Below are 22702 nucleotides of genomic sequence, written 5' to 3' on the forward strand. Positions count from 1 at the left end.
ATCATTACTTTGATCATGAAATATCCTTACGTTAAAATCATCATACTAAAATGAAAAGAAGGATATAAACATGACATCAAAAACACTTCCCTTTCACGCTGATACTGTGGGCTCATACTTGCGTTCTCAACCTTTAAAAGAAGCCCGTGCAAAATTTGCAGCAGGTGAACTTTCGCGTGAACAATTAACAGAAGTTGAAGATCAAGAAATTGCAAAATTAGTACAAGCTCAGTTAGATGCAGGTATTCAAGTCATCACGGATGGAGAATATCGCCGTGCATTTTGGCATATTGATTTCTTAGAAAACTTAAATGGCATCGAAGGTTATCAGCCTGAACATGGTTATAAATTTAATGGTGTGGAAACCAAACCTTACAATACTCGCTGCTGCGGTAAAGTATCTTGGAATCCAAACCATCCATTTATCGAACATTTCAAAAAATTAAAAGACATTGTTGGGGATCGTGGCATCGTAAAATATACCATTCCAAGTCCGAATCAATTAATGTATCCAATTCAATGGGATACAGGAGTTTATGCGACGCGTGCAGAATTTGCCAAAGATGTTCAACAAGCTTATAAAGATGCGATCAAAGCTTTCTACGATGCGGGTTGCCGTTATTTACAATTTGATGATGTGTATTGGGGTTCACTCTGTAATAATCACTTAAAACCAGAATTTGAAGCAGATAAAGCGCAAGCCCTTGAAAATATTCAAGTTGTATTAGCCGCTAAACCAGCAGATATGGTTATCACAACGCATGTTTGTCGTGGCAATTTCCGTTCAACCTATTTATTAACTGGCGCATATGATCCTATTGCGGATGCGTTATTCGGTCAAACCCAATACGATGGCTATTTCCTTGAATATGATGACGAACGTTCTGGTGGGTTTGAGCCATTAAAACACTTTGCCAATAACCCACACAAAGGCCGCGTGGTATTAGGCTTAATCAGTTCAAAATTCCCTGAATTAGAAGATAAAGCGGCTATTAAAGCTCGCATTGAAGAAGCGACTAAATATGTTCCACTTGAGCAACTTTGCTTAAGCCCACAATGTGGTTTTGCATCAACAGAAGAAGGGAATATCATGACGGAAGCACAGCAATGGGCAAAAGTCCGTTACGTTGAAGAAATCGCCAAAGAAGTATGGGGTGAAGATTAACTCTTTCACACCTGATGTTAAAAACACGCTGTTTTTTAACCGCACTTTTATAGACTGAGAGCGTAGCAATACGCTCTTTTTTATTACTTCCTTTCAATAAATAAAAAAGCTGATGTTATTCGCATCAGCTTTTTCATTATCAATTTGTCACTAAATTTGCGTTAAATCGACGTTTTTCGTTTCTTTTGAGGCTAATAATGCTAACAAGGTTAAGAATGCATTAATGGCTAAATAAATCCCTACACCCATTAAGCCATAAAGTGCATTGATTTTTAATGAAATCATTGCCGCAATGGTTGCCCCGATAATGGATGCAATATTGTAGGCTAAAGAGGCGCCAGAATAACGTACTTCCGTTGGGAATAATTCAGGTAATAACGCCGCCATTGGGCCAAATGTCATGCCCATTAATGCCATACCAATTACTAAGAAAGCAAATACAGAAGCCGGTGTACCATTTCCAAGGAATAATGGCATACATAATGCAAAAATTAAAATGCTGACCGTTGTCCAAATCAACCATTTACGACGACCGATTTTATCTGCATAAAGACCTGAAATACTAATAAAAATCGCAAAAACGATCGCACTCATTAAAAGTAATCCCGTGAAGGTATTGGCAGGAATGCCTAACCCCATAGGATAGCCCGCTTCTGAAAGGGTTGCCGGTGTACGAGAATACGCTTGAGCAAAGGCGGTCATAATATAGAACAAGGAATAGGTTGCCACCATGATAAATGTACCAATCACCATTGGTTTAAAGTGTTTAGTGAAAACCACACTCACCGGTGCTTTTAATTTTTTCCCTTTTACTTCCGCTTCAACGAAAACATGGCTCTCATGTAAAGTTAAACGAACATACAACCCAACTAAAACTAAGGCTAAAGAAGAAACAAACGGGATACGCCATGCCCACTCAACAAGGGCTTGTTGCCCCCAGAAATAGCTCACTAAGAAGAAGGTCGCATTAGCAACAAATAAACCAATTGGTGCACCTAATTGAGGGAATGTACCATACCAAGCACGTTTTCCTTCTGGTGCATTTTCTGTTGCCACTAAAGCAGCGCCGCCCCATTCACCACCAAGACCAATACCCTGACCGACTCGGCAAATACATAACAAAATCGGTGCCCAAATACCAATTTGAGAATAAGTCGGCAATAAACCGATAACGACAGTAGATCCGCCCATTAAAACCAAAGAGGCGACCAAGGTTTTCTTACGACCAATCTTATCACCAAAGTGCCCAAATAAAGCGGAGCCAATTGGACGAGCAAAGAACGCTAAGGCTAGTGTTGAAAGAGAAAGCAAATCATCTGAAAGCGGATCGCCACTATGGAAGAATTGCGTGTTAAAAACTAATACTGCCGCAGCGGCATAGATATAATAATCGAAGAATTCAATTGCGGTACCCACCATAGATGCTAAAGCAACCTTAAGTGGATCATTACGAAGTTGTGAGGACATTTTGCTTCCTTAAGAGTTCAAATAAAACGAAAGGGCTAAATCCTAGCATTTCCCTTAAGGTTGAGCAATTTTTAATACGATATTTTCGATTTTTTCAGCAAAATATGTCGGGTTTTCTAGATGTGCATTATGGCCTGCGTCAGGAATAAGCGTTAAATTGAGTTGATTATCCTCTGCCATCTGGCGAAACTTCTGATCTCGTTCACCACAAAAATAAAAAAATGGCAGCAAACTTGACCGCACTTTCTCGCGAAAATCAGGCTGTTTAGCAAGACTAGTGGCTAATAACATATGACCAATATTTGCCCCACTATTGGCTTTTCGCTTTTCAATTAATGCCTTACGTTGCTGTTCATTTAAATGAGAAAAAACAGGTTGTTGATACCAATCTTCGAGCACGGTTTCAGGCTTTTCATGAAAAAAACGCTCAGCCCACATGTTGTCATTGACTAGACGGCTTTGTTTTTCTTGTTCAGATTGTAAACCTAAATTCGCCCCTTCTAAAATGACTGCCTTTAAATGCCCTATTTTCACTTTCGCTTGCAGTGCATAATATTGTGCGATTCGTCCACCAAGTGAATAACCGATTAAGATATAAGGCTCATTTTTTATGAGATGTTGAATTTGTTCTTCAAGGCACTGAGCGGTTTGCTCAAAATCTTCAACGGCAACAGCTTTATTCTCACCATGAAACGGTAAATCGAGAGAGAAACAACGAAAGTGCGGTAGATTTTCGATGACTTTTTGCCAATCTGATTTCGTACCTAATAAGCCATGAAGAAAAACAAGATTCATCATAATAATGCCATATAAAGAAATCCCCTCTATATAAGAGGGGAAAAAATTATTCACCAATCACCGCGTGGCTGATTTGTTCAATCAAGCGCTTATAGGTTGCGCTACCATCACTTGGGTTTGTTTTAATTTCAATTAATGTCGCACGGCGGCGAGTATAAGCTTGTTTTAACACGGAGCTTAAATCTGCCCAGGTGTAAGGCAAGGCATATTTTAAGCCAAACATTGCCGCGACTTGAGAGAAATCACCATTATGTGGCAAGCGATAGAACTGCTCTTTCACCTCTTCATCCACCGGCAACATATCAAAGATTGCACCACCATTATTGTTAATCACAAAAATAATGGTTGGTTGAGTGACATTCTTAAATAAGGCTAAAGAGTTCAAATCATAAAGCGTAGACGTATCGCCAATCATGGCCACCACAGGTTGATCGGCACCGATACCAATACCTGCAGCTGTAGCTAATAAGCCATCAATTCCGCTTGCACCACGGTTAGTGAAAATTGGATACCCTTCAGGTAATTTGGTTAATGCATCAACCAAGCGTACAAAAAGACTGTTTCCTAAGAACAAAATACCGTTGTAAGGTAAAACACGCTCAATATGATGTGCTAATGAAGCTTCATTAAGATTGCCGCCGACTTGTTGTTCGATAAAGGTTGCACAGAATTTAGAAAGCGCAAGTGGTTCGAGCAACCAAGGCTTTTGACGCAATGGCGGGTGTGCACGTAACCAATGATGAGCTTTGGCGTTAAAGCGAGTTTGTGTATGGTGGTTTGGATCAACTGCATTTTGACTTTGCTCCACCACCCAAAATTCGCCTTGGAATTCCGCTAAGAATTGGTTAATCCGTTTACTGATAAAACGAGAGCCAAATTGAATCACAATATCAGCTTGAAGTAATTTTTGCTTCACTGTTTGGTTTGCCAGCCAAATATCCGCATAAGGCATGAGAGGTTCTACACCTGATTGAATATCCGTAAGCAAAATCCACCCCATGGTATTTGCCCATGAGTTAATGCCCATTGCTTGTTCAGGCGTTAATTGTCCTGCCACAATCACACCACGTTTCGTACGCCAAGTATCCCAATTCTCGTGCATTAACACTTCTTGCTGTAATGGTTGATGATCGACCCAATTTTTAGGCTGACTTAACCAACGTTGAATTGGCATTAACCATGGATGACCGTCAATTTCTTGTTCTTGCGCATTATAAAGTGGCTCTGCAAAAGGCACATTGATATGCACCACACCTGGTTGTTGTTTTTGTTTATAGCAAGCTTGTTCTAACGTAGAAATTAACCATTTTGCTGCATAATCGGCCTGAGGCTTCGGTAGATTGACACTTGCAACGGGGTAATCGGCAAACATATTTTGTTGCACGATAGCTTGATTCGCACCACACTCCCATAATTCAGGTGGGCGATCAGCGGTAAGAATAATTAAATTCACGCCTGTTTGACGAGCTTCGATAATTGCTGGATATAAATTTGCTGCTGCGGTGCCCGAAGTGACAATCACGGCAACAGGTGCTTGGGTAGATTTTGCAATCCCCAACGCAAAAAAGCCTAAACCACGTTCATCAAAGTGGCTATGGCACGTTGCACGAGAAGCATTTTGTAAACGCACAGCTTCTAGCGTTAAAGGTGTTGAGCGTGAACCAGGCGCAATACAAAAGTGACTGACTCCTTGGCGAACCAAAGTTTCTAAGATCACCTTTGACCAACAACGATTAAATACGCTTACAGACATTCTTCTTATTCTCCGTTATTCTCTGCAAACAGGGAAATCAGCCCTGCCGCTTTACGTTCAATTTCTAACCACTCTTCTACAGGTTGTGAGCCTTCCACAATCCCCGCGCCAGCAAATACACGTACTTGGTTTTCTTCAATAAAAGCCGAACGAATGGTGACACAAAATTCTGAGAGATGTTGACTCATCACGCCTAATGTTCCAGCATACCAACGACGATCAAAGGTTTCTATTTCAGCCAAAGCTTTCTTCGCTTGTTGCTGTGGTAAACCTGATACCGCTGCCGTTGGATGAATTGCCTTCAGTAAATCGGCATCCGTACAACGTGCGGTCAATTTTGCGTGCATTTTTCGAATCAAATGCTGCACTTTGCGTAATGACTTTAATGCGACATCATCAACGGTAATTTGTTCCACTAAGTGACTGATATTTTGTGAAATATCTTCAACCACCAACCAGTTTTCATTGAGGTTTTTTTCATCATTTAATAACCAATTCGCACGTTCATTATTTTCACTAGGATTATCACTAACAGGTGCAGTGCCCGCAAGCGCCTCCGTAAATAACTGACGCTCATCTCGTGCGAATAAGCGTTCAGGCGTCGAACCTACAAAACAGTGTTCTGCATTATCTGCCCATAAAAAATGGTAACAACCACTATTTTTTGCTTGGCTTGCTGCAAGAAAATCTTTTCCGTTTAACTCACCCTGAAGACCAAACACGGTTTCATTCGCCAAAACAAGCTTGGTTAATTCCCCTTGTCGAATACGAGCGAGTGCTTGATTGACCCAGTCACACCATGTTTCTTGGTTTGCTTTTGGCACCATGCTTTCGATGGTTAATTGATTAAGTGGTAAAAGTGCGGTCGTTTTTTCGAATGAATTCAATACCGCTTTTGCCAGATTAAGCTCATTTGTTTCAACAAAAACTGAAATCTCAGTCTCACCATGTTGTTGTTCAATTAAAACTTGAGGCAAAATAAACTGGCTTTCACCTTGAAACTGTAAACCACCGACTAAAGGGAAATCGTACTCTTGGATAAATTGCTGTGCCAAATTCACATCTGAAAATGACCGCACTTTTCCCACCGCTGCGACGGTTTTAGCTTCATCACGAAAACGTAAATAAAATTGTGGATAAACAAGTTGCCCTTTCATCCATGCCAAAAGATCAACACCCAATTTCATCTTCGTTTGAAGACGTACAATAGCGGGTTGCTGATCAGTTGTCGCCAAGGTTTCAAACTGGCGAATTAGCTCAGATTTAGCTTGTTCTAAAGGGCCCATGAAAAATAATAAAACACACAAAAAATTAGCCCATATTCTACCGCACTTTAATACATTCAAAAAATTTTTTTATAAAATCTTTTCAAGATAAGAATTTAAGCGTAAATTAGACGTAATTTTTGAATGAAAATCTAATTATCATAGGATGTTACTAATGAGATCTTTTCCGAAATCAGACAAATTAGAACACGTTTGCTACGATATTCGTGGACCGGTTCACAAAGAAGCTTTACGCCTAGAAGAAGAAGGCAACAAAATCTTAAAACTTAATATCGGCAACCCTGCCCCATTTGGTTTTGAAGCGCCTGATGAAATTTTAGTTGATGTTATCCGCAACCTACCATCTGCACAAGGTTATTGCGATTCCAAAGGGTTGTATTCAGCACGTAAAGCTATCGTGCAATACTATCAATCTAAAGGTATTCATGATGCGACAGTAAACGATGTATACATCGGGAATGGTGTATCTGAATTGATTACCATGTCCATGCAAGCACTTCTCAATGATGGGGATGAAGTATTGGTCCCAATGCCAGACTATCCATTATGGACAGCGGCTGTGACCTTAGCGGGCGGAAATGCAGTACATTATTTATGTGATGAAGAGGCTGGTTGGTTCCCAGCTATTGATGATATTCGCGCAAAAGTCAATGCCAAAACTAAAGCTATCGTCGTAATCAACCCGAACAACCCAACAGGTGCGGTTTATAGCAAAGAATTACTTGAAGAAATTATCCAAGTTGCACGTGAAAATAATTTGATTATTTTTGCAGATGAAATTTATGACAAAATTCTCTACGACGGTGCAGTCCACCATCATATTGCTGCTCTTGCACCAGATGTATTAACCATTACATTCAATGGCTTATCAAAAGCGTATCGTGTTGCTGGTTTCCGTCAAGGTTGGATGATTTTAAATGGGCCAAAACAACATGCTAAAGGCTATATTGAAGGCTTGGATATGTTGGCGTCTATGCGTTTATGTGCAAACGTACCAATGCAACACGCCATTCAAACTGCATTAGGTGGCTATCAAAGTATTAATGAATTTGTTCAACCAGGCGGTCGTTTGCTGGAACAACGCAATAAAGCCTATGATTTAATTACTCAAATCCCAGGCATTAGTTGCGTAAAACCAATGGGGGCGATGTATATGTTCCCGAAACTCGACATCCAAAAATTCAACATTCATAGTGATGAAAAATTTGTGCTCGATTTATTACGTAAAGAAAAAGTGCTTCTCGTGCACGGTAAAGGCTTTAACTGGCATTCACCGGATCACTTCCGTGTGGTGACACTTCCTTATACCGGTCAATTAGAAGAAGCCATTGGCAAATTGGCACGATTCTTAGAGACTTATCGTCAATAATAAAAAAGAGCGGTTAATTAACCGCTCTTTTTTTATTTCATGATTTATAACTATGCCCAGAAATAACGCACCACATGGAAGAAAATTGGTGCAGAGAAACAAAGCGAATCCATACGGTCTAAAATACCGCCATGGCCACTGATCATATTCCCCCAGTCTTTCACGCCCATACTGCGTTTCATTGCTGACATCACGAGCCCCCCTAAGAATCCCATTAAGCAAATTAATAGACTCATTAAAAAGGCTTGCCATGCATTAAATGGTGTCATCCAATGAAGCAACATCCCTAATAAACTCGCACTTAATACCCCACCAACAAAACCTTCTACCGTTTTAGATGGCGATAAGGTTGGTGCAATTTTATGCTTACCAAAAAGTTTACCCCAAACGTATTGCAACACATCGCTGGACTGCACCACCAAGATTAAGAAGATCATTAATAAAAGATTTTTTCCTTCATAACCCGAGATATCAAGGGTCAATAAAGCGGGAATATGTGAAATACAGAATACACTAATCATCAATGCCCACTGAATTTTTGTTGAACGGTCTAGGAAATGCGCAGGATCGCCGAGTAATGCCGACAAAATAGGTAAAAATAAGAAGCCATATACGGGAATGAAGATAGTAAACATACTAAACCAATCAATGGCGACTAAAAAATATTGCAATGGCAAGATCACATAAAAACAAGCAGCTAGCGCAAGATGATCGCCTCGACGAATATTCAATAGAGAAAGAAACTCACGCAATCCCATAAATGAAATAATCAAAAAGAGCCCAATTACGCCATAAAAGCCCAATAAACTCGCAATAAAGATAATCCCAATCATCACCCACCAAGCATTGATGCGTGCATTCAGGTTATCAATAACGCTATTTGGTGTATCCACACCCGATCTGCGTTTTAAAATATATCCCACCGAGGAAGCAAAAATTAAGGCGATAAATAAACCACCGAAGAGTTGCCATATTTCTGTCATCATTTGCTCCTAAGATTTGCCTTTTTCACTGACGTTTAAACTTAATAATGCCGATTGAGCACGTGTTAAAAAGGCCTCTTTAGCCTCTCCGTTCTCAATCTTTAATGGTTCGCCAACATAAAGATCACATAATAATGGGATCGGTAAAATAAAGCCTTTTGGTAAAACATTATTCATATTACTAATCCAAACGGGCACAAACTCACAATCAGGGTTTTCTTTGGCTAAATAAAACAATCCACTTTTAAACGGCTGAAGTGGTAAATCATCATCCATCTTACGAGTTCCTTCAGGAAAAATAATCAGGGAGTCATTGACTAATGCTTCACTCATTTGTCGTATGGCTGCTTTTGGATCTTGGCTATTACGCTCAATGAGTAACATATTGAACACTTTATAGGCTAAAAAGCGACGAATTGCGTCTTTCGTCCAATAATCTTTGCCTGCAACAGGGCGAGTTTGTTTTCTTACTTCATAAGGCAATGAAATCCAAAGTAAGATAAAATCCCCATGACTATTATGATTGGCAAAATAGACACGATGCCCTTCTGAAGATTGTTCCGCAATTGCGGCTTGTGGTCGAACGCCTGTAATAAAAGAAGCAAAACGACACAATAAAAAATCGATTAATCTCGCAAACATATTTGCTCCTATTATTCCGTCACTTCGGCTAAACCATTTTTTACTCGCTTAATACAAGTCACAATGAGCAAGATAATGACGATATTGGCTACCCACCAGAAAAGTGAATGCAAACTACCATTCACAGCATAGAGTAAACCGAGCACACCAAATACGAATGCACGATCACTTTTACCCATTGGACCATCATAACGACGCGTTTTGCCTTGAACTTGCCCTAAAATGCCACATAACTCACTCAACGCGGCAAGCCAAATAATACTTGAGATTTGAATACCATCAAAAGGTGCGACAAAAGCAAAAGGAAGATAAAGTGCCGCATCTGAAACGACATCAGTAATTTCATTAAGATACCCCCCTAATCGACTTTTTTGATTAAATTCACGTGCTAGCATGCCATCAATGGCATTCAACGCCATACGCAAAAACAACCAAATAGGGATAAGGAAGAAAAGAGAAGAAAATGTCGGAAATAGTGCGAGAACCACACCGAGTAAAATAGAAAGTAAGCAGGCAATTAGCGTAACTTGATTTGCCGTTACGCCTTTTGCCGCTAATTGCCTAACTAAAGGCCGAAGTAAATTCTGAAATTTGGGTTTTAAGGCATAGATACTCATCTACCATCTCCTTGTTTTTATTAAAAAACATAAATATGTTTCCAATAATAGGACGGTATAGAGTATTACTCAAGTTTTTTATTCATCCATATAACCTAAACTTCTTAAGGCACGTTCATCATCCGCCCAACCGGACTTCACTTTTACCCAAAGTTCAAGGTGTACTTTATTATCAAATAAGCGTTCCATATCAGCGCGCGCTTCCATACCAATGGTTTTAATTTTTTGTCCTTGAGCACCGATCACCATTTTCTTTTGGCCTTCGCGTTCAACTAAAATCAAGCCATTAATTTCATAAGTACCACGCTCATTTACTTTAAATTGTTCAATTTCAACCGTTACCGAATAAGGTAGCTCTTCCCCAGTGAAACGCATTAACTTTTCACGGATAATTTCTGACGCCATAAAACGCTGTGAACGGTCCGTTACATAATCTTCAGGGAAGTGATGAACGCCTTTACGTAGTGATTGACGAACAATTTTCTCTAATTGATGGACATTATTACCACGTTGTGCAGAAATCGGCACAATGTGAGCAAAGTTAAACTTGCTGCCTAAATCGGTAATAAATGGCAATAAATCATCTTTATTCTTAATATTATCAACTTTGTTGATGGCGAGTACGACTGGTGCTTTCGCGTTACGTAATTTGTTTAACACCATTTCATCATCGGCATTCCAATGTGTACCATCCACGACGAAAATAATGAGATCCACATCCCCTATTGCTGAGCTTGCTGCACGGTTCATTAAACGGTTAATTGCGCGTTTTTCTTCAATATGAAGTCCCGGCGTATCGACGTAAATTTCCTGGTAGATACCTTCCGTTTTAATTCCCACAATACGGTGACGCGTAGTTTGCGCCTTGCGAGATGTAATCGAGATTTTTTGTCCCAAAATTTTATTTAACAGAGTAGATTTCCCTACATTTGGGCGACCTACGATAGCGATAAAGCCACAATAGGTCTCTTGTTCTTGATTTAATTCGGTCATTTAATTTCCAATGTTTTTAAGATTTGTTCTGCGGCCGCTTGTTCTGCTTTACGGCGGCTAGAACCTTTCGCGATAAAAGTGCGGTCAATATTGGGTACGTTTTTTACTGTACATTCTACGGTGAAGGTTTGGCAATGGGCTTCGCCTTCAATTTTGATTACTTCATAGGTTGGTAAGGCAAAATGCTTACCTTGTAAATACTCTTGCAAGCGCGTTTTAGCATCTTTTTGGTTATCACCCGGTTTAATTTCGGCGAGTAACGTTTTATACCAGCTACGCACAATATCTGCTGCTTTATCAAAGCTTGAATCTAATGCCATTGCGCCAATTACCGCTTCAACACAATCCGCCAAAATAGATTCACGACGAAAGCCACCACTTTTCAATTCACCAGAACCTAAGGACATATAATCCCCAAGCTCAAAATTGCGGGCAATCATCGCCAGGGTTGGCTCACGAACTAATGTGGCACGCATTCTGCTAAGTTCACCTTCATTACAACGAGGGAATTGATGATAAAGCGCATCCGCGATGACATAATTGAGAATCGAATCACCTAGAAATTCTAGGCGCTCATTATGTTGAGTGGAGGCACTGCGGTGTGTCAGTGCCAATTTTAAATTTTTTAGATCGGAAAATTGATAACCAATTTTTCGTTCTAGACGATCTAAATGATTCATATTAATTAATTTTTGTAAAGAAACGGTCAAAACGGAAGCCTGTAGGCCACTCATTTGGTTCTTTTTCTAAACTCATCCAAATATAAGTGGCTTTACCCACGATATTTTTTTCTGGTACAAATCCCCAAAAACGGCTGTCATCACTATGATCACGGTTATCACCCATCACAAAATATTGCCCTTCAGGCACAATCCATTCTGCAGTAGGTAAACCTTCTTGTGGATAGAATTCAATCCCCGAATAACGGCGCATTGGCTCCACTAAAATACTGTGTGTCACATCACCGATTTCCAAATATTCAACTTGCGTTGGGAAGGCTGGATTTGTGGGTTCGTGTTTATATTCAAACGCTTTAGTTTGGCAATCTACTTCGCAAGGTTTGCCATCTTTGCCATAAACCAATGTTAAAGCACTTTTTTCAACATCAAGGATAATGCGGTCACCGCCTTTCCCGACAATACGTTTAATGTAATCCACACCAGACATATTATCTTTAGACGTTAATGCAAGGTTTTCCGCATATGCTGCTCGCGTTGCGCCTAAGCTTGTACGAAGTAACGCTTGCTCCGGTGCTTTAAACACGATCACATCACCACGTTCTGGTTTATTACCTTCAATAATCGTATTTTGGAAAATAGGATCTTTAATGCCATAAGTATATTTGTTCACGACGAGGAAATCCCCTACGCGCAAGGTCGCTTCCATTGATCCAGATGGAATTTGAAATGGCTCAAAAATAAATGAACGCACAAGGAATACCACGGATAACACAGGGAAAAGCGAAGAAATAAATTCTGAGCCTTCTGAAATAGGCTCAATTTTCGCTTTTTCTTCATCCGTTAATGCTTTGCCTGAACGTTGTTCTGCGCGTGCGATTTGACGACGGCGTCTCGGCATCACCGCAAAGCGGTGATAACACCATAAAATGCCGGAAAGTGCGGTCAAAATCAGCAATAAAATACTGAATGTGTTAGGCAGCTGGAAATAATCTAACGCTTTCCAACCAGCAAAGCCCACAGCTAACAACAAAATAAAAAATACATTCGACATTGATCTACTTTCCTATTTATCTTTACCTACATGTAAGATCGCTAAAAACGCTTCTTGCGGCACTTCCACGTTACCTAAAGATTTCATTCGTTTTTTACCTTCTTTCTGTTTCTGTAAGAGTTTTTTCTTACGGCTCACGTCACCACCATAACATTTTGCTAATACGTTTTTACGCAATTGTTTTACGGTTGAACGCGCAATAATATGGTTACCAATCGCGGCTTGGATGGCAATATCAAATTGTTGACGTGGAATGAGTTCACGCATTTTCTCAACCAATTCACGACCTCGGTAAGGGGCATTATCCTTATGAACAATTAATGCTAACGCATCAACACGATCACCATTGATCATGATATCCACACGTACCATGTCAGCTGCTTGGAAACGTTTGAAACCATAATCCAAAGAAGCATAACCACGCGATGTTGATTTCAAGCGATCGAAGAAATCTAAGACTACTTCGCCCATTGGAATTTCATAGGTTAACGCAATTTGGTTACCGTGATACACCATATTGGTTTGTACGCCACGTTTTTCCACACAAAGGGTGATGACATTTCCTAAGAATTCTTGTGGCACGAGCATATTACACTCTGCAATCGGCTCACGAATTTCCGCAATATTATTTAATGGTGGCAGTTTTGATGGGCTATCCACATAAACCACTTCACCATTGGTCATTTCAACTTCATAAATTACCGTTGGTGCGGTGGTAATCAAATCAAGATCGTATTCACGCTCTAAACGCTCTTGAATGATCTCCATGTGTAAAAGCCCCAAGAAGCCACAACGGAAACCAAAACCTAAAGCCGTCGAGTTTTCTGGTTCATAGAAAAGTGATGCATCATTTAGGCTTAATTTACCCAACGCATCACGGAAAGCTTCATAATCGTCAGAGCTAACAGGGAATAAACCAGCATAAACCTGCGGTTTTACTTTCTTAAAGCCTGGCAATACATGGCTTGCTGGATTGTGCTGATGGGTTAAGGTATCCCCTACTGGTGCCCCTAAAATATCTTTAATCGCACAAACAACCCAACCTACTTCGCCGGTATTTAATACAGTCGTATCCAGTTGTTTTGGCGTGAAAATACCTAGACGATCGACGTTGTAAGCTTGCCCAGTGGACATTACTTTGATTTTATCGCCTTTACGCAATACGCCATTTTTAATACGAACTAATGACACCACGCCTAAATAGTTATCGAACCAAGAGTCAATAATCAATGCTTGTAACGGTGCATCAGGATCACCTTCTGGCGCGGGAATTTTCGCAACAATTTCTTCTAATACATCTTCGATACCCACTCCGGTTTTAGCTGAACAACGTACCGCTTCCATCGCATCAATACCCACGATGTCTTCAATTTCTTCTGCAACACGTTCAGGATCTGCGGCCGGTAAGTCGATTTTATTCAAAATCGGTACGACTTCTAAATCCATTTCAATGGCGGTATAGCAGTTTGCTAAGGTTTGAGCTTCTACGCCTTGTCCCGCATCCACAACTAACAATGCCCCTTCACAAGCCGCAAGAGAACGCGACACTTCATAAGAGAAGTCTACGTGTCCTGGTGTATCGATAAAGTTTAATTGGTAAGTTTCACCATCTTTCGCTTGATAATTTAACGTTACACTTTGTGCTTTAATGGTAATACCGCGCTCACGCTCAAGATCCATGGAATCCAACACTTGCGCTTCCATTTCACGATCTGAAAGGCCCCCACAGGTCTGAATTAATCGGTCAGAAAGGGTCGATTTACCGTGGTCAATATGGGCAATAATAGAAAAGTTGCGAATATTCTTCATAAATAGATTAGTTTTCTCAAAAATCATTAAATTTAACTGGCGGATTGTACCTGAAAAGCGCAGAAATCGCTAGGGATGAAAGGGAAAAGTGCGGTCAAATTTTCAAACCTTTTAGATAAAACAAAACCCCGAATTACTTCGGGGTTTCTTTTTTCATTCAAGCTGAAATTATAGGCTTTCAGTGAAAGTACGAGTAATAACGTCGCGTTGTTGTTCTGGCGTTAAAGAGTTGAAACGTACTGCGTAACCAGAAACACGGATAGTTAATTGAGGGTATTTATCCGGGTTGTTTACTGCATCTTCTAACGTTTCACGACGTAATACGTTTACGTTTAAGTGTTGACCACCTTCAACTTTAACAGTTGGTGCTACGTTTACCGGTAATTCACGGTATTCGATTTGGCCTAATTCACTTACTGCGACTACTTGGTCTTCTGCGAATTCAGCTTTTGCACATAAACAACGAGCTTCATTTTTTTCGCTGTCTAATAACCAGAATGAGTTTAAAAGATTGTCATTTGCTGCTTGAGTAATTTGAATACCTTTGATCATAAAGTGCCTCCTAATTTGGCGGTTGTATATTTATTAAACTGTGCAAATTTTATCAAACTATTTGAAGAATTCAATTAATTTTGACCTAAAACAGATTCTTTTCTCTGACTAATTTTCGAAAATTGATCTAGATTAAGGTTTTAGATGTAAAAAGATCTCACAATACTTTAAGATTTAACAAGAAATTAACATTATTCTTAGTAAAGCCTTTCTAAGCAATTTCATTTATAATGTCTCTAAGCCTATCCAATAAGGAAATACAGAATGAAAACCTGGACAGATGTTATCGGTCAAGAGAAAGAAAAACCTTACTTTAAACACATTCTACAACAAGTTCATCAAGAGAGACTCGTGGGGAAAACCATTTACCCACCGCAAGACGAAGTGTTTAATGCCTTTAAGTATACGGCATTTGATAAAGTAAAAGTCGTCATTTTAGGGCAGGATCCCTACCATGGTCCAAATCAAGCACACGGTTTAGCTTTTTCGGTGAAACCTGAAGTGGCAATTCCCCCTTCTCTACTGAATATGTACAAAGAATTGGTTAACGACATTCCAGGTTTTCACATGCCAAATCATGGCTACTTAGTGAAATGGGCGGAGCAAGGCGTGCTGCTACTGAATACCGTGCTGACCGTAGAACGTGGCATGGCACATTCACACGCTAAATTTGGTTGGGAAGTTTTTACAGACCAAGTGATTGCAGCACTTAATGAACATCGTGAAAAAGTAGTATTTTTACTTTGGGGAAGTCATGCACAGAAAAAAGGGCAATTTATTGATCGCAATCGTCATTATGTTTTAACTGCCCCGCATCCTTCTCCACTTTCTGCTCATCGTGGTTTTCTAGGATGTCATCATTTTTCTAAAACTAACGAATATTTAAAACAAAATGGTTTAAGTGAAATTGATTGGCAAGTTTAAGATTACGACTCAACATCAAGCGGGAGATTCTTTTCCCGCTTTTCTTCTTTTTTCTGCTCTCGTCTTTTTTTAAAAAAATCACTCAATTTCTGACCGCACTTTTCTGCCAACACGCCAGAGGTAATTTCTAATGTGTGATTCATTTTATAATCATCAAAGAAATGAAAGCGAGAACCTACAGCCCCGGTTTTATAATCTGATGCACCGAAGACTAAACGTTTAATTCGGCTATGTAAAATCGCACCCGCACACATAGTACAAGGCTCAAGGGTGACATAAAGTGTGGTATTGAGCAGACGATAATTTTGAATATGTTGTGCTGCATTACGCAATGCGACAATTTCAGCGTGAGCGGTCGGATCATTTTCAATGATAGATAAATTCCAGCCTTCACCGAGAATATTTCCTTCATCGTCCACCAACACAGCCCCGACAGGAATCTCGCCGAGTGCTTCTGCACGATCGGCAAGCATCAGAGCGTGTTGCATAAATTTCTCGTCTAAATCTGACCGCACTTTGAATGCCTAAACAGAGAAAGGATATTTGATTGGTTCGTGAGATTGATAACCCACCACCTTGAAATCATCCATCGTTACCCAAGTCTCAAGATCTTCAAGAGTTTTAATATCAGGATTAATTTCTAATTGTGGTGACGGGAATGGTTCACGTTTTAATTGCACATCACGCATTAACTCAAGTTGGTCTTCATAAATATGTGCATTCACAATTTTATGATATGCCTTGCCCGGTTTATTACCAGTAATTTGCGCCATTAATGCAAGGAAAGTAAAGACTTGAATTTGATTGAAGTTTAAGCCAAGTGGTACATCACAAGAACGCTGATAGCTCGTTAAGTGCAGTGTATCGCCCACTAAGGAAAATGTGTGAGTGTGCATACAAGGACGCAAACAACCCAAATCAAATTCGCCTGGATTAAAGAAAGTCAGGATTTCACCACGATCATCAATACCTCGACTTAAATTGTTCACAATTTTACGAAGTTGATCGATGGTTTCGCCATTCGGTTTACGCCATGCTCGGCCTTGTACACCATAAACGCGCCCCATATCATCGGTGCCTTTACGATGTGGATTGGCAAGCCAAGCGGCATTTTCATTGGCATTGGCATCCCATGTTTTGGTGCCAAGCTTACGGAAATCTGCCGCATTGTCATAACCACGGATATAACCTAAAAATTCCGCAATCGCCGCTTTCCAATAGCTTTTACGCGTGGTAATTAAGGGGAATTGATTATTAGCAACATCATATTCTAAATCCGCATTAATCACTGTAAGGCAACGCTTACCAGTACGCTCATTAGCAACCCACTCACCCTCATTTACAATTCGTCGGCAAAGATCTAAATATTGTTTCATAAAAAACTCCTTACTAATGAACCGCACTTTTAGAGCGATTGTATGCCCATGCCATAATTAACCCACCACCAATAATCATCGGCAAACAAAGCGCTTGTCCACGAGTCATGATGCCTAAGAAAGATTCCACTTCAGGCTCACGGACATATTCAACGATAAAACGGAAAATCCCGTAACAAATCAGGAATAATCCAGCTACCGACCCTACAGGACGAGGCTTTTTAATAAAGACATTCAGAATAATAAACAGCACGAAACCTTCTAAGAACGCCTCATAAAGCTGTGAAGGATGGCGAGGCAACAACAATGGATCATTTGGGAAAATCATAGCCCAAGGGACATCCGTTTCTCGTCCCCAAAGTTCTAAATTGATGAAGTTACCAATTCGTCCCATCCCTAAGCCAAATGGAATCAAGGGTGCCACAAAATCTGCCGTCTGCCAGAAGCTTCTTTTTTGAGAATAAGAGGTCCAAATCATTGAAATAATCACCCCAATTAATCCACCATGGAATGACATTCCCCCTTCCCAAACACGAAATAAATACAGCGGGTCTTGCACAAAATGATCAAAATTATAGAAGAAAACATCCCCAATACGACCACCTAAGAACACGCCCATAAAGCCATTAAAAAGTAACGTATCCACTTGATCCACAGTCCAACCACTATTTGGTTGATTGGCACGACGAACCGCTAGCCAACGAGCAAAGATAAAGCCTAATAAATACATTAAACCATACCAACGCAGCCCTATATTGCTATTACCAAAAGTAAAAATAGTCGGATCAAAATGCGGAAGCATCAAAAATTCTGAATTCATAACATTCCTTATTTAATAAACATATCAACTGCGATCGCAACTAATAGCAAAGCAAAGCCTTTTTTCAAGGTTGGGACAGGGAGTTTGGAGGTTGCTGTTGCCCCTAGTTTAGAAGTGAAGAATGAAGTGCCCGTAATACCAAGCACGGCAGGCAAATAAACATAACCCAGGGAATAATCTGGCATGGCAGGATTGCCCCAGCCACTCACCATAAAACTCAACATACCTGATAAACCAAGAAGTGCCCCACAGAATGCAGAAGAACCGATGGCTTTTTTCATATCAATCCCGCGGGAATTTAAAAATGGCACGATAAAACCACCACCGCCAACTCCAGCAGCACTTGATGCCATCCCAATTAAAATCCCCCCAATAACAGAGGCTTGCGTCGTTAAAGGTTTGGTTTTCCCTGTGCTTTTCTTAATAGAAATCACCATTTTTGCCGCTAAATACACGACTAAACAGGCAAAGATTTTAGCTGATACATCACGATCAAGCTTGCCAATAAACAAACCAGAGATAAAGACCGAAATCATGACCATCGGTGCCAATACTTTAACGGCACTCCACTCTATATTGCCTAGTTTATGATGACGCTGTGCAGAAGAAAATCCGGTAATCACAATGGTCGCAAATGAAGTTCCCAATGCCGTAGACATCAGCAAGGGTTCAGGCACGCCTATCATCGGCAATAAATAAACCAAGGTAGGGACGATAATTAACCCACCACCAATGCCAAATAATCCGGCAAGAAAACCAACAATAGACCCAACAAGCAAACAAAGTAGAATAAAAGTGAGCATTATTGTCCCCTTGATTTATAAGATGAACGTTTTTGATATTTAGAAAAACCATTTTTACGCGGCGCATGATAAGGTTTATTTGTCTCATGCTCTTGCGTATTTTCAAGCAATGTTTTTTCATTGCCAAACATCACTTGGGCAAACTCTTTCATCGCTTTGCGATAAACATCTTTCTTAAAGGACACAACCTGACGTACGGGATACCAAAAACTTACCCAACGCCAACCATCAAATTCCGGTGATTTTGTCGTGTTCATATTGATATTTTTTTCATCCCCCACTAATTGCAACAAAAACCAACGTTGTTTTTGCCCAATACACACGGGTTTGCTGTCATAACGCAGCAATCTTTTCGGCAGCTTATAACGCAACCAATGTTTAGACGCGTAAAGCACCTTCACATCTTTGGGTTGCAAACCAACCTCTTCATATAATTCACGATACATGGCTTGTTCGGCACTTTCATTATCGTTAATTCCACCTTGCGGGAATTGCCACGAATTCTGCCCGTATCGTTTAGCCCAAAGCACCTGCCCTTTGCGATTACAAATGACAATGCCTACATTTGGACGGTAGCCATCAAAATCGATCACTATCGTTCACCTTAAATTTTGTACAAAAATAATTTGCAGATTGTTTCATAAATTCGCTTTTTTATCAACCGAATGGGCATATTTACCCTATTGTGGATAACTCTGTGGGTAACACTTGGATAGTCTAAATTTAACTGTGTATAAAAATTAAAAACCGCTTTTCACACTTCATTTTTTTCATTTTTGCATAACCTTTAATTAAAAATTTTCCAAAAAAATGACCGCACTTTTTCTCATCAAAGTGTGGTCAAAAATTCAGCTATTTTTTAGTTTAAACATTTCTGGCTTGGTGAAGAAATAACAGCTGTGAGTTATTCAATATTTCTGTGGATAAAATTGTGATTGAGCAAATGGTGACTGTTGCATAACTCTTCTTAGCATTTTACCATCGATTTTTGAGAAGAAATTTTATCTTTAATTTCATGAAGATAACGCTTTTCCTCAGAAATTATCTTATTCACATTCAATCAAAAATTTTAGTGATTATTTTTCATCCAAGTCTTTTTTGACTAACGCTAAATAGCGTTCCCATTCAAAATATTGACCAGGATCGAGCTTACGACCAGGCGAAATATCGCAATGCCCAACGATACGATCGAGCGTTATTTTCGGGTAAGCTTGCATAATATCTCGTGTTAATGCAGCAAGCACTTGGTATTGCTCCGCTGTAAAAGGTTGTTCATTACTGCCCTCTAGCTCAATCCCAATCGCAAAATCATTGCATTTATCGCGTCCTTCAAAGCAAGAAAGCCCCGCATGCCATGCTCTATCATTGAAACTAACATACTGTGTCACCTTGCCATCCCGTTCAATTAAACAATGGGCAGACACGCGAAATTGATAAATTTCCTCAAAATAGGGATGGATGGTTGGATCGAGTTTACCTTGGAAAAAATCATCTACATATCCCCCACCGAATTGTTCTGGCGGCAAACTGATGTAATGAATGACGAGTAATGAAATATCCTCTACATCAGGACGTTCATCAAAATGTGGTGAAATCACTTTTCTTGCCTGGCTTAACCAGCCATTTTTTATCTTATTCATCTATTTTTCTGCGATTAAATTTTATTTTTGCGATCGAGATCGCAAAAGAAGTGCGGTCAGTTTCACTTTCATTTTTCCCTTTTACACAATGTTGCAGCCAATCCTGGCATTTTTTTATTCAACCAAAAGGAAATTTAATTTAATGAAACTGACTTTTTCTAAACCTTTACATAAAGGTTTTACGTTAATTGAATTGATGATCGTGATTGCGATTATTGCTATTCTCGCGACGATCGCCATTCCGTCTTATCAAAATTATACCAAAAAAGCGGCTATCTCCGAATTGTTACAAGCTTCTGCACCTTATAAATCTGATGTGGAACTATGTATCTATAGCACCAATGCCCCAACAAACTGTTCAGGTGGCTCAAATGGCATTGCAGCAGACATCACTACTGCAAAAGGCTATGTCAAATCCATCACCACAAAATCGGGTGTGATTACGGTGACAGGAAATGGTTCATTAGATGGGATCAGTTATTCTTTAACGGCGACAGGCTCAACCTCATCAGGTGTCACCTGGACAACTGCTTGCCCAAGCAATGCAGATTTATTCCCTGCAGGCTTCTGTTCTTCGGCTAAATAGCGAAACATGGCTTATCAAGCAATCGCAAAAAATGGCGAGATTTATCAGATCTCGCCACAATATTGGCAACAAAACCAACAGCAACAAGCTTTGCTGTTGCGTTACTTTGCGCTCCCTCTTAAAGAAGACGAACACCATTTATGGCTTGCAGTGGACTCACTCAATAATCTTGCAGCTTGTGAAACCTTTGCTTTTTTGAGCGGAAAATTAGTTGAACCGATTTTATTTGACACGCCCCAACTCAAACAACTTTTACAATCCCTTGCACCTAAAACCAATCAAATCGAAGAGCAAACGACGTTTTACCATCATTCTGAAGATGAAAACTCAGCTAATTTAGCTAATGATGACGAACCCGTTATTCAATTATTAAATGGTATTTTTGAAACAGCCCTACAAAAAAATGCCTCCGATATTCATTTAGAAACTCAGCCAAGTGGGCTCTTAATTCGTTTACGTATTGATGGAGTGCTCCAACCGCAGCCGATTATCAGTAAAGCGCTCGCCAATCGTGTAATTTCTCGCCTTAAACTCTTAGCCAAACTGGATATTAGTGAAACTCGATTACCACAAGATGGCCGCTTTCAATTCAAAACGACGTTCTCCGATATTTTAGATTTCCGCCTTTCTACCTTGCCCACACATTGGGGAGAAAAAGCGGTATTACGATTACAACAAAATAAACCTGTTCAGTTAAGTTTTGCTGAACTTGGCATGACACAAAACCAACAAAGTCAATTTCAACATGCCCTCAGCCAACCTCAAGGTTTAATCCTTGTGACCGGCCCCACGGGAAGCGGAAAAAGCATCTCGCTTTATACCGCACTTCAATGGCTCAATACGCCAGATAAACATATTATGACGGCAGAAGATCCCGTTGAAATTGAATTAGAAGGCATCATTCAAACTCAAGTAAATCCACAAATCGGTTTAGATTTTAGCCGATTACTTCGTACATTTTTACGGCAAGATCCCGACATTATTATGCTTGGTGAAATTCGAGACGAAGAAAGTGCATTGATGGCATTAAGAGCGGCTCAAACAGGTCATCTAGTACTTTCTACCTTACATACCAACGATGCGATCTCAGCCATTTCACGCTTACAACAATTAGGCATTCAATCACATGAAATTGAAAACAGTCTCTTATTAGTTATCGCACAACGATTGGTACGCAAACGTTGCTTAAAGTGCGGCCAACATTTTAGTGATTCTTGCGATTGCCATCAGGGATATCAAGGTCGTATTGGGGTATATCAATTTTTACAATGCGAAAACAACCGTTACCAAACTGATTTTGAATCACTTTATCAAAGTGCGTTAGAAAAAGTGAAAGATCGCATCACCGATCTCGCCGAAATTCAACGCGTGTTAGGTAAAAAATAGGT

General features: G+C 39.9%; 23 protein-coding genes. 5 read left to right on the forward strand and 18 right to left on the reverse strand.

What is annotated here, in order from left to right; genetic code table 11:
* Positions 1 to 70 precede the first annotated feature (70 nt).
* The gene (locus INP93_RS00150) at positions 71 to 1165 is read left to right on the forward strand and encodes a 5-methyltetrahydropteroyltriglutamate--homocysteine S-methyltransferase (RefSeq protein ID WP_197544806.1); all 1095 of its coding nucleotides are present in this window, start codon (positions 71 to 73) and stop codon (positions 1163 to 1165) included.
* A gap of 150 nt (positions 1166 to 1315) precedes the next feature.
* Here the strand turns inward: INP93_RS00150 and INP93_RS00155 are convergent, their stop codons facing one another.
* The 4 genes from INP93_RS00155 to INP93_RS00170 are packed head-to-tail and all read right to left on the reverse strand — an operon-like array spanning position 1316 to position 6469.
* Complete coding sequence (locus tag INP93_RS00155) at positions 1316 to 2632, reverse strand: MFS transporter (protein ID WP_111387450.1); 1317 nt, start codon at positions 2630 to 2632, stop codon at positions 1316 to 1318.
* Positions 2633 to 2686: 54 nt separating this feature from the next.
* The gene (gene menH / locus INP93_RS00160) at positions 2687 to 3430 is read right to left on the reverse strand and encodes a 2-succinyl-6-hydroxy-2,4-cyclohexadiene-1-carboxylate synthase (protein ID WP_111387448.1); all 744 of its coding nucleotides are present in this window, start codon (positions 3428 to 3430) and stop codon (positions 2687 to 2689) included.
* Between the two features lie 46 nt (positions 3431 to 3476).
* Positions 3477 to 5183: a 2-succinyl-5-enolpyruvyl-6-hydroxy-3-cyclohexene-1-carboxylic-acid synthase gene (gene menD / locus INP93_RS00165; RefSeq protein WP_049376114.1), complete on the reverse strand. Its 1707-nt coding sequence runs from the start codon at positions 5181 to 5183 to the stop codon at positions 3477 to 3479.
* Positions 5184 to 5188: 5 nt separating this feature from the next.
* Complete coding sequence (locus INP93_RS00170; RefSeq protein WP_197544807.1) at positions 5189 to 6469, reverse strand: isochorismate synthase; 1281 nt, start codon at positions 6467 to 6469, stop codon at positions 5189 to 5191.
* Between the two features lie 154 nt (positions 6470 to 6623).
* On the opposite strand from INP93_RS00170, the gene INP93_RS00175 reads away from it, so the two are divergent.
* On the forward strand, positions 6624 to 7838 hold the full coding sequence (locus tag INP93_RS00175; RefSeq protein WP_049372855.1) for a pyridoxal phosphate-dependent aminotransferase: 1215 nt from the start codon (positions 6624 to 6626) through the stop codon (positions 7836 to 7838).
* A gap of 50 nt (positions 7839 to 7888) precedes the next feature.
* Here the strand turns inward: INP93_RS00175 and INP93_RS00180 are convergent, their stop codons facing one another.
* The 8 genes from INP93_RS00180 to grcA form a co-directional block, all read right to left on the reverse strand.
* The gene (locus INP93_RS00180) at positions 7889 to 8821 is read right to left on the reverse strand and encodes a phosphatidate cytidylyltransferase (protein ID WP_005695529.1); all 933 of its coding nucleotides are present in this window, start codon (positions 8819 to 8821) and stop codon (positions 7889 to 7891) included.
* A 9-nt stretch (positions 8822 to 8830) separates the two neighbouring features.
* On the reverse strand, positions 8831 to 9463 hold the full coding sequence (locus INP93_RS00185) for a lysophospholipid acyltransferase family protein (RefSeq protein WP_197544808.1): 633 nt from the start codon (positions 9461 to 9463) through the stop codon (positions 8831 to 8833).
* Between the two features lie 11 nt (positions 9464 to 9474).
* Positions 9475 to 10080 carry a CDP-alcohol phosphatidyltransferase family protein gene (locus INP93_RS00190; RefSeq protein ID WP_049367105.1) on the reverse strand — a complete coding sequence of 202 codons (606 nt, stop codon included), beginning with the start codon at positions 10078 to 10080 and terminating at the stop codon, positions 9475 to 9477.
* Between the two features lie 78 nt (positions 10081 to 10158).
* Positions 10159 to 11073 carry a GTPase Era gene (gene era, locus INP93_RS00195; RefSeq protein WP_005695525.1) on the reverse strand — a complete coding sequence of 305 codons (915 nt, stop codon included), beginning with the start codon at positions 11071 to 11073 and terminating at the stop codon, positions 10159 to 10161.
* Positions 11070 to 11753 (reverse strand): ribonuclease III, encoded by a 684-nt coding sequence (gene rnc, locus INP93_RS00200; RefSeq protein ID WP_005699979.1) that lies wholly within the window; start codon positions 11751 to 11753, stop codon positions 11070 to 11072. The genes era and rnc overlap by 4 nt, the downstream gene beginning before the upstream one ends.
* A 1-nt stretch (position 11754) precedes the next feature.
* Positions 11755 to 12804, reverse strand: coding sequence for a signal peptidase I (gene lepB / locus INP93_RS00205; protein ID WP_197544809.1), 1050 nt, complete (start codon positions 12802 to 12804; stop codon positions 11755 to 11757).
* Between the two features lie 12 nt (positions 12805 to 12816).
* On the reverse strand, positions 12817 to 14613 hold the full coding sequence (gene lepA, locus INP93_RS00210) for a translation elongation factor 4 (RefSeq protein ID WP_197543654.1): 1797 nt from the start codon (positions 14611 to 14613) through the stop codon (positions 12817 to 12819).
* A gap of 168 nt (positions 14614 to 14781) precedes the next feature.
* The gene (gene grcA / locus INP93_RS00215; RefSeq protein WP_005697846.1) at positions 14782 to 15165 is read right to left on the reverse strand and encodes an autonomous glycyl radical cofactor GrcA; all 384 of its coding nucleotides are present in this window, start codon (positions 15163 to 15165) and stop codon (positions 14782 to 14784) included.
* A 264-nt stretch (positions 15166 to 15429) separates the two neighbouring features.
* Between grcA and ung the strand changes: the two genes are divergently transcribed.
* Complete coding sequence (ung, locus tag INP93_RS00220; protein ID WP_049371644.1) at positions 15430 to 16089, forward strand: uracil-DNA glycosylase; 660 nt, start codon at positions 15430 to 15432, stop codon at positions 16087 to 16089.
* 2 nt (positions 16090 to 16091) lie between these two features.
* Here ung and tadA read toward each other — a convergent pair whose 3' ends face one another.
* The 6 genes from tadA to ampD all read right to left on the reverse strand — a co-directional run bounded on the left by tadA (position 16092) and on the right by ampD (position 20728).
* Positions 16092 to 16577, reverse strand: a complete 486-nt coding sequence (tadA, locus tag INP93_RS00225) for a tRNA adenosine(34) deaminase TadA (RefSeq protein ID WP_049371643.1) — start codon at positions 16575 to 16577, stop codon at positions 16092 to 16094.
* A gap of 36 nt (positions 16578 to 16613) precedes the next feature.
* On the reverse strand, positions 16614 to 17465 hold the full coding sequence (locus tag INP93_RS00230; protein WP_049364941.1) for a thymidylate synthase: 852 nt from the start codon (positions 17463 to 17465) through the stop codon (positions 16614 to 16616).
* Positions 17466 to 17478: 13 nt separating this feature from the next.
* Positions 17479 to 18285: a prolipoprotein diacylglyceryl transferase gene (lgt, locus tag INP93_RS00235; RefSeq protein ID WP_070582537.1), complete on the reverse strand. Its 807-nt coding sequence runs from the start codon at positions 18283 to 18285 to the stop codon at positions 17479 to 17481.
* A gap of 8 nt (positions 18286 to 18293) precedes the next feature.
* The gene (locus tag INP93_RS00240) at positions 18294 to 19088 is read right to left on the reverse strand and encodes a sulfite exporter TauE/SafE family protein (protein WP_197544810.1); all 795 of its coding nucleotides are present in this window, start codon (positions 19086 to 19088) and stop codon (positions 18294 to 18296) included.
* A complete protein-coding gene (gene rppH / locus INP93_RS00245) occupies positions 19088 to 19681 on the reverse strand; it encodes an RNA pyrophosphohydrolase (protein ID WP_049379955.1) in 594 nt (197 codons plus the stop codon). The genes INP93_RS00240 and rppH overlap by 1 nt, the downstream gene beginning before the upstream one ends.
* A 483-nt stretch (positions 19682 to 20164) precedes the next feature.
* Positions 20165 to 20728 carry a 1,6-anhydro-N-acetylmuramyl-L-alanine amidase AmpD gene (gene ampD / locus INP93_RS00250; protein WP_197544811.1) on the reverse strand — a complete coding sequence of 188 codons (564 nt, stop codon included), beginning with the start codon at positions 20726 to 20728 and terminating at the stop codon, positions 20165 to 20167.
* A 142-nt stretch (positions 20729 to 20870) separates the two neighbouring features.
* Here ampD and ppdD point away from each other — a divergent pair, with 142 nt between their 5' ends.
* Both ppdD and INP93_RS00260 read left to right on the forward strand, forming a co-directional pair.
* Complete coding sequence (ppdD, locus tag INP93_RS00255; RefSeq protein WP_197544812.1) at positions 20871 to 21314, forward strand: prepilin peptidase-dependent pilin; 444 nt, start codon at positions 20871 to 20873, stop codon at positions 21312 to 21314.
* A 6-nt stretch (positions 21315 to 21320) separates the two neighbouring features.
* Positions 21321 to 22700, forward strand: coding sequence for a GspE/PulE family protein (locus tag INP93_RS00260; RefSeq protein WP_197544813.1), 1380 nt, complete (start codon positions 21321 to 21323; stop codon positions 22698 to 22700).
* Positions 22701 to 22702 lie beyond the last annotated feature (2 nt).

The organism is Haemophilus parainfluenzae (genome assembly GCF_014931415.1).
In the GTDB taxonomy this organism is placed as follows: domain Bacteria; phylum Pseudomonadota; class Gammaproteobacteria; order Enterobacterales; family Pasteurellaceae; genus Haemophilus_D; species Haemophilus_D parainfluenzae_AF.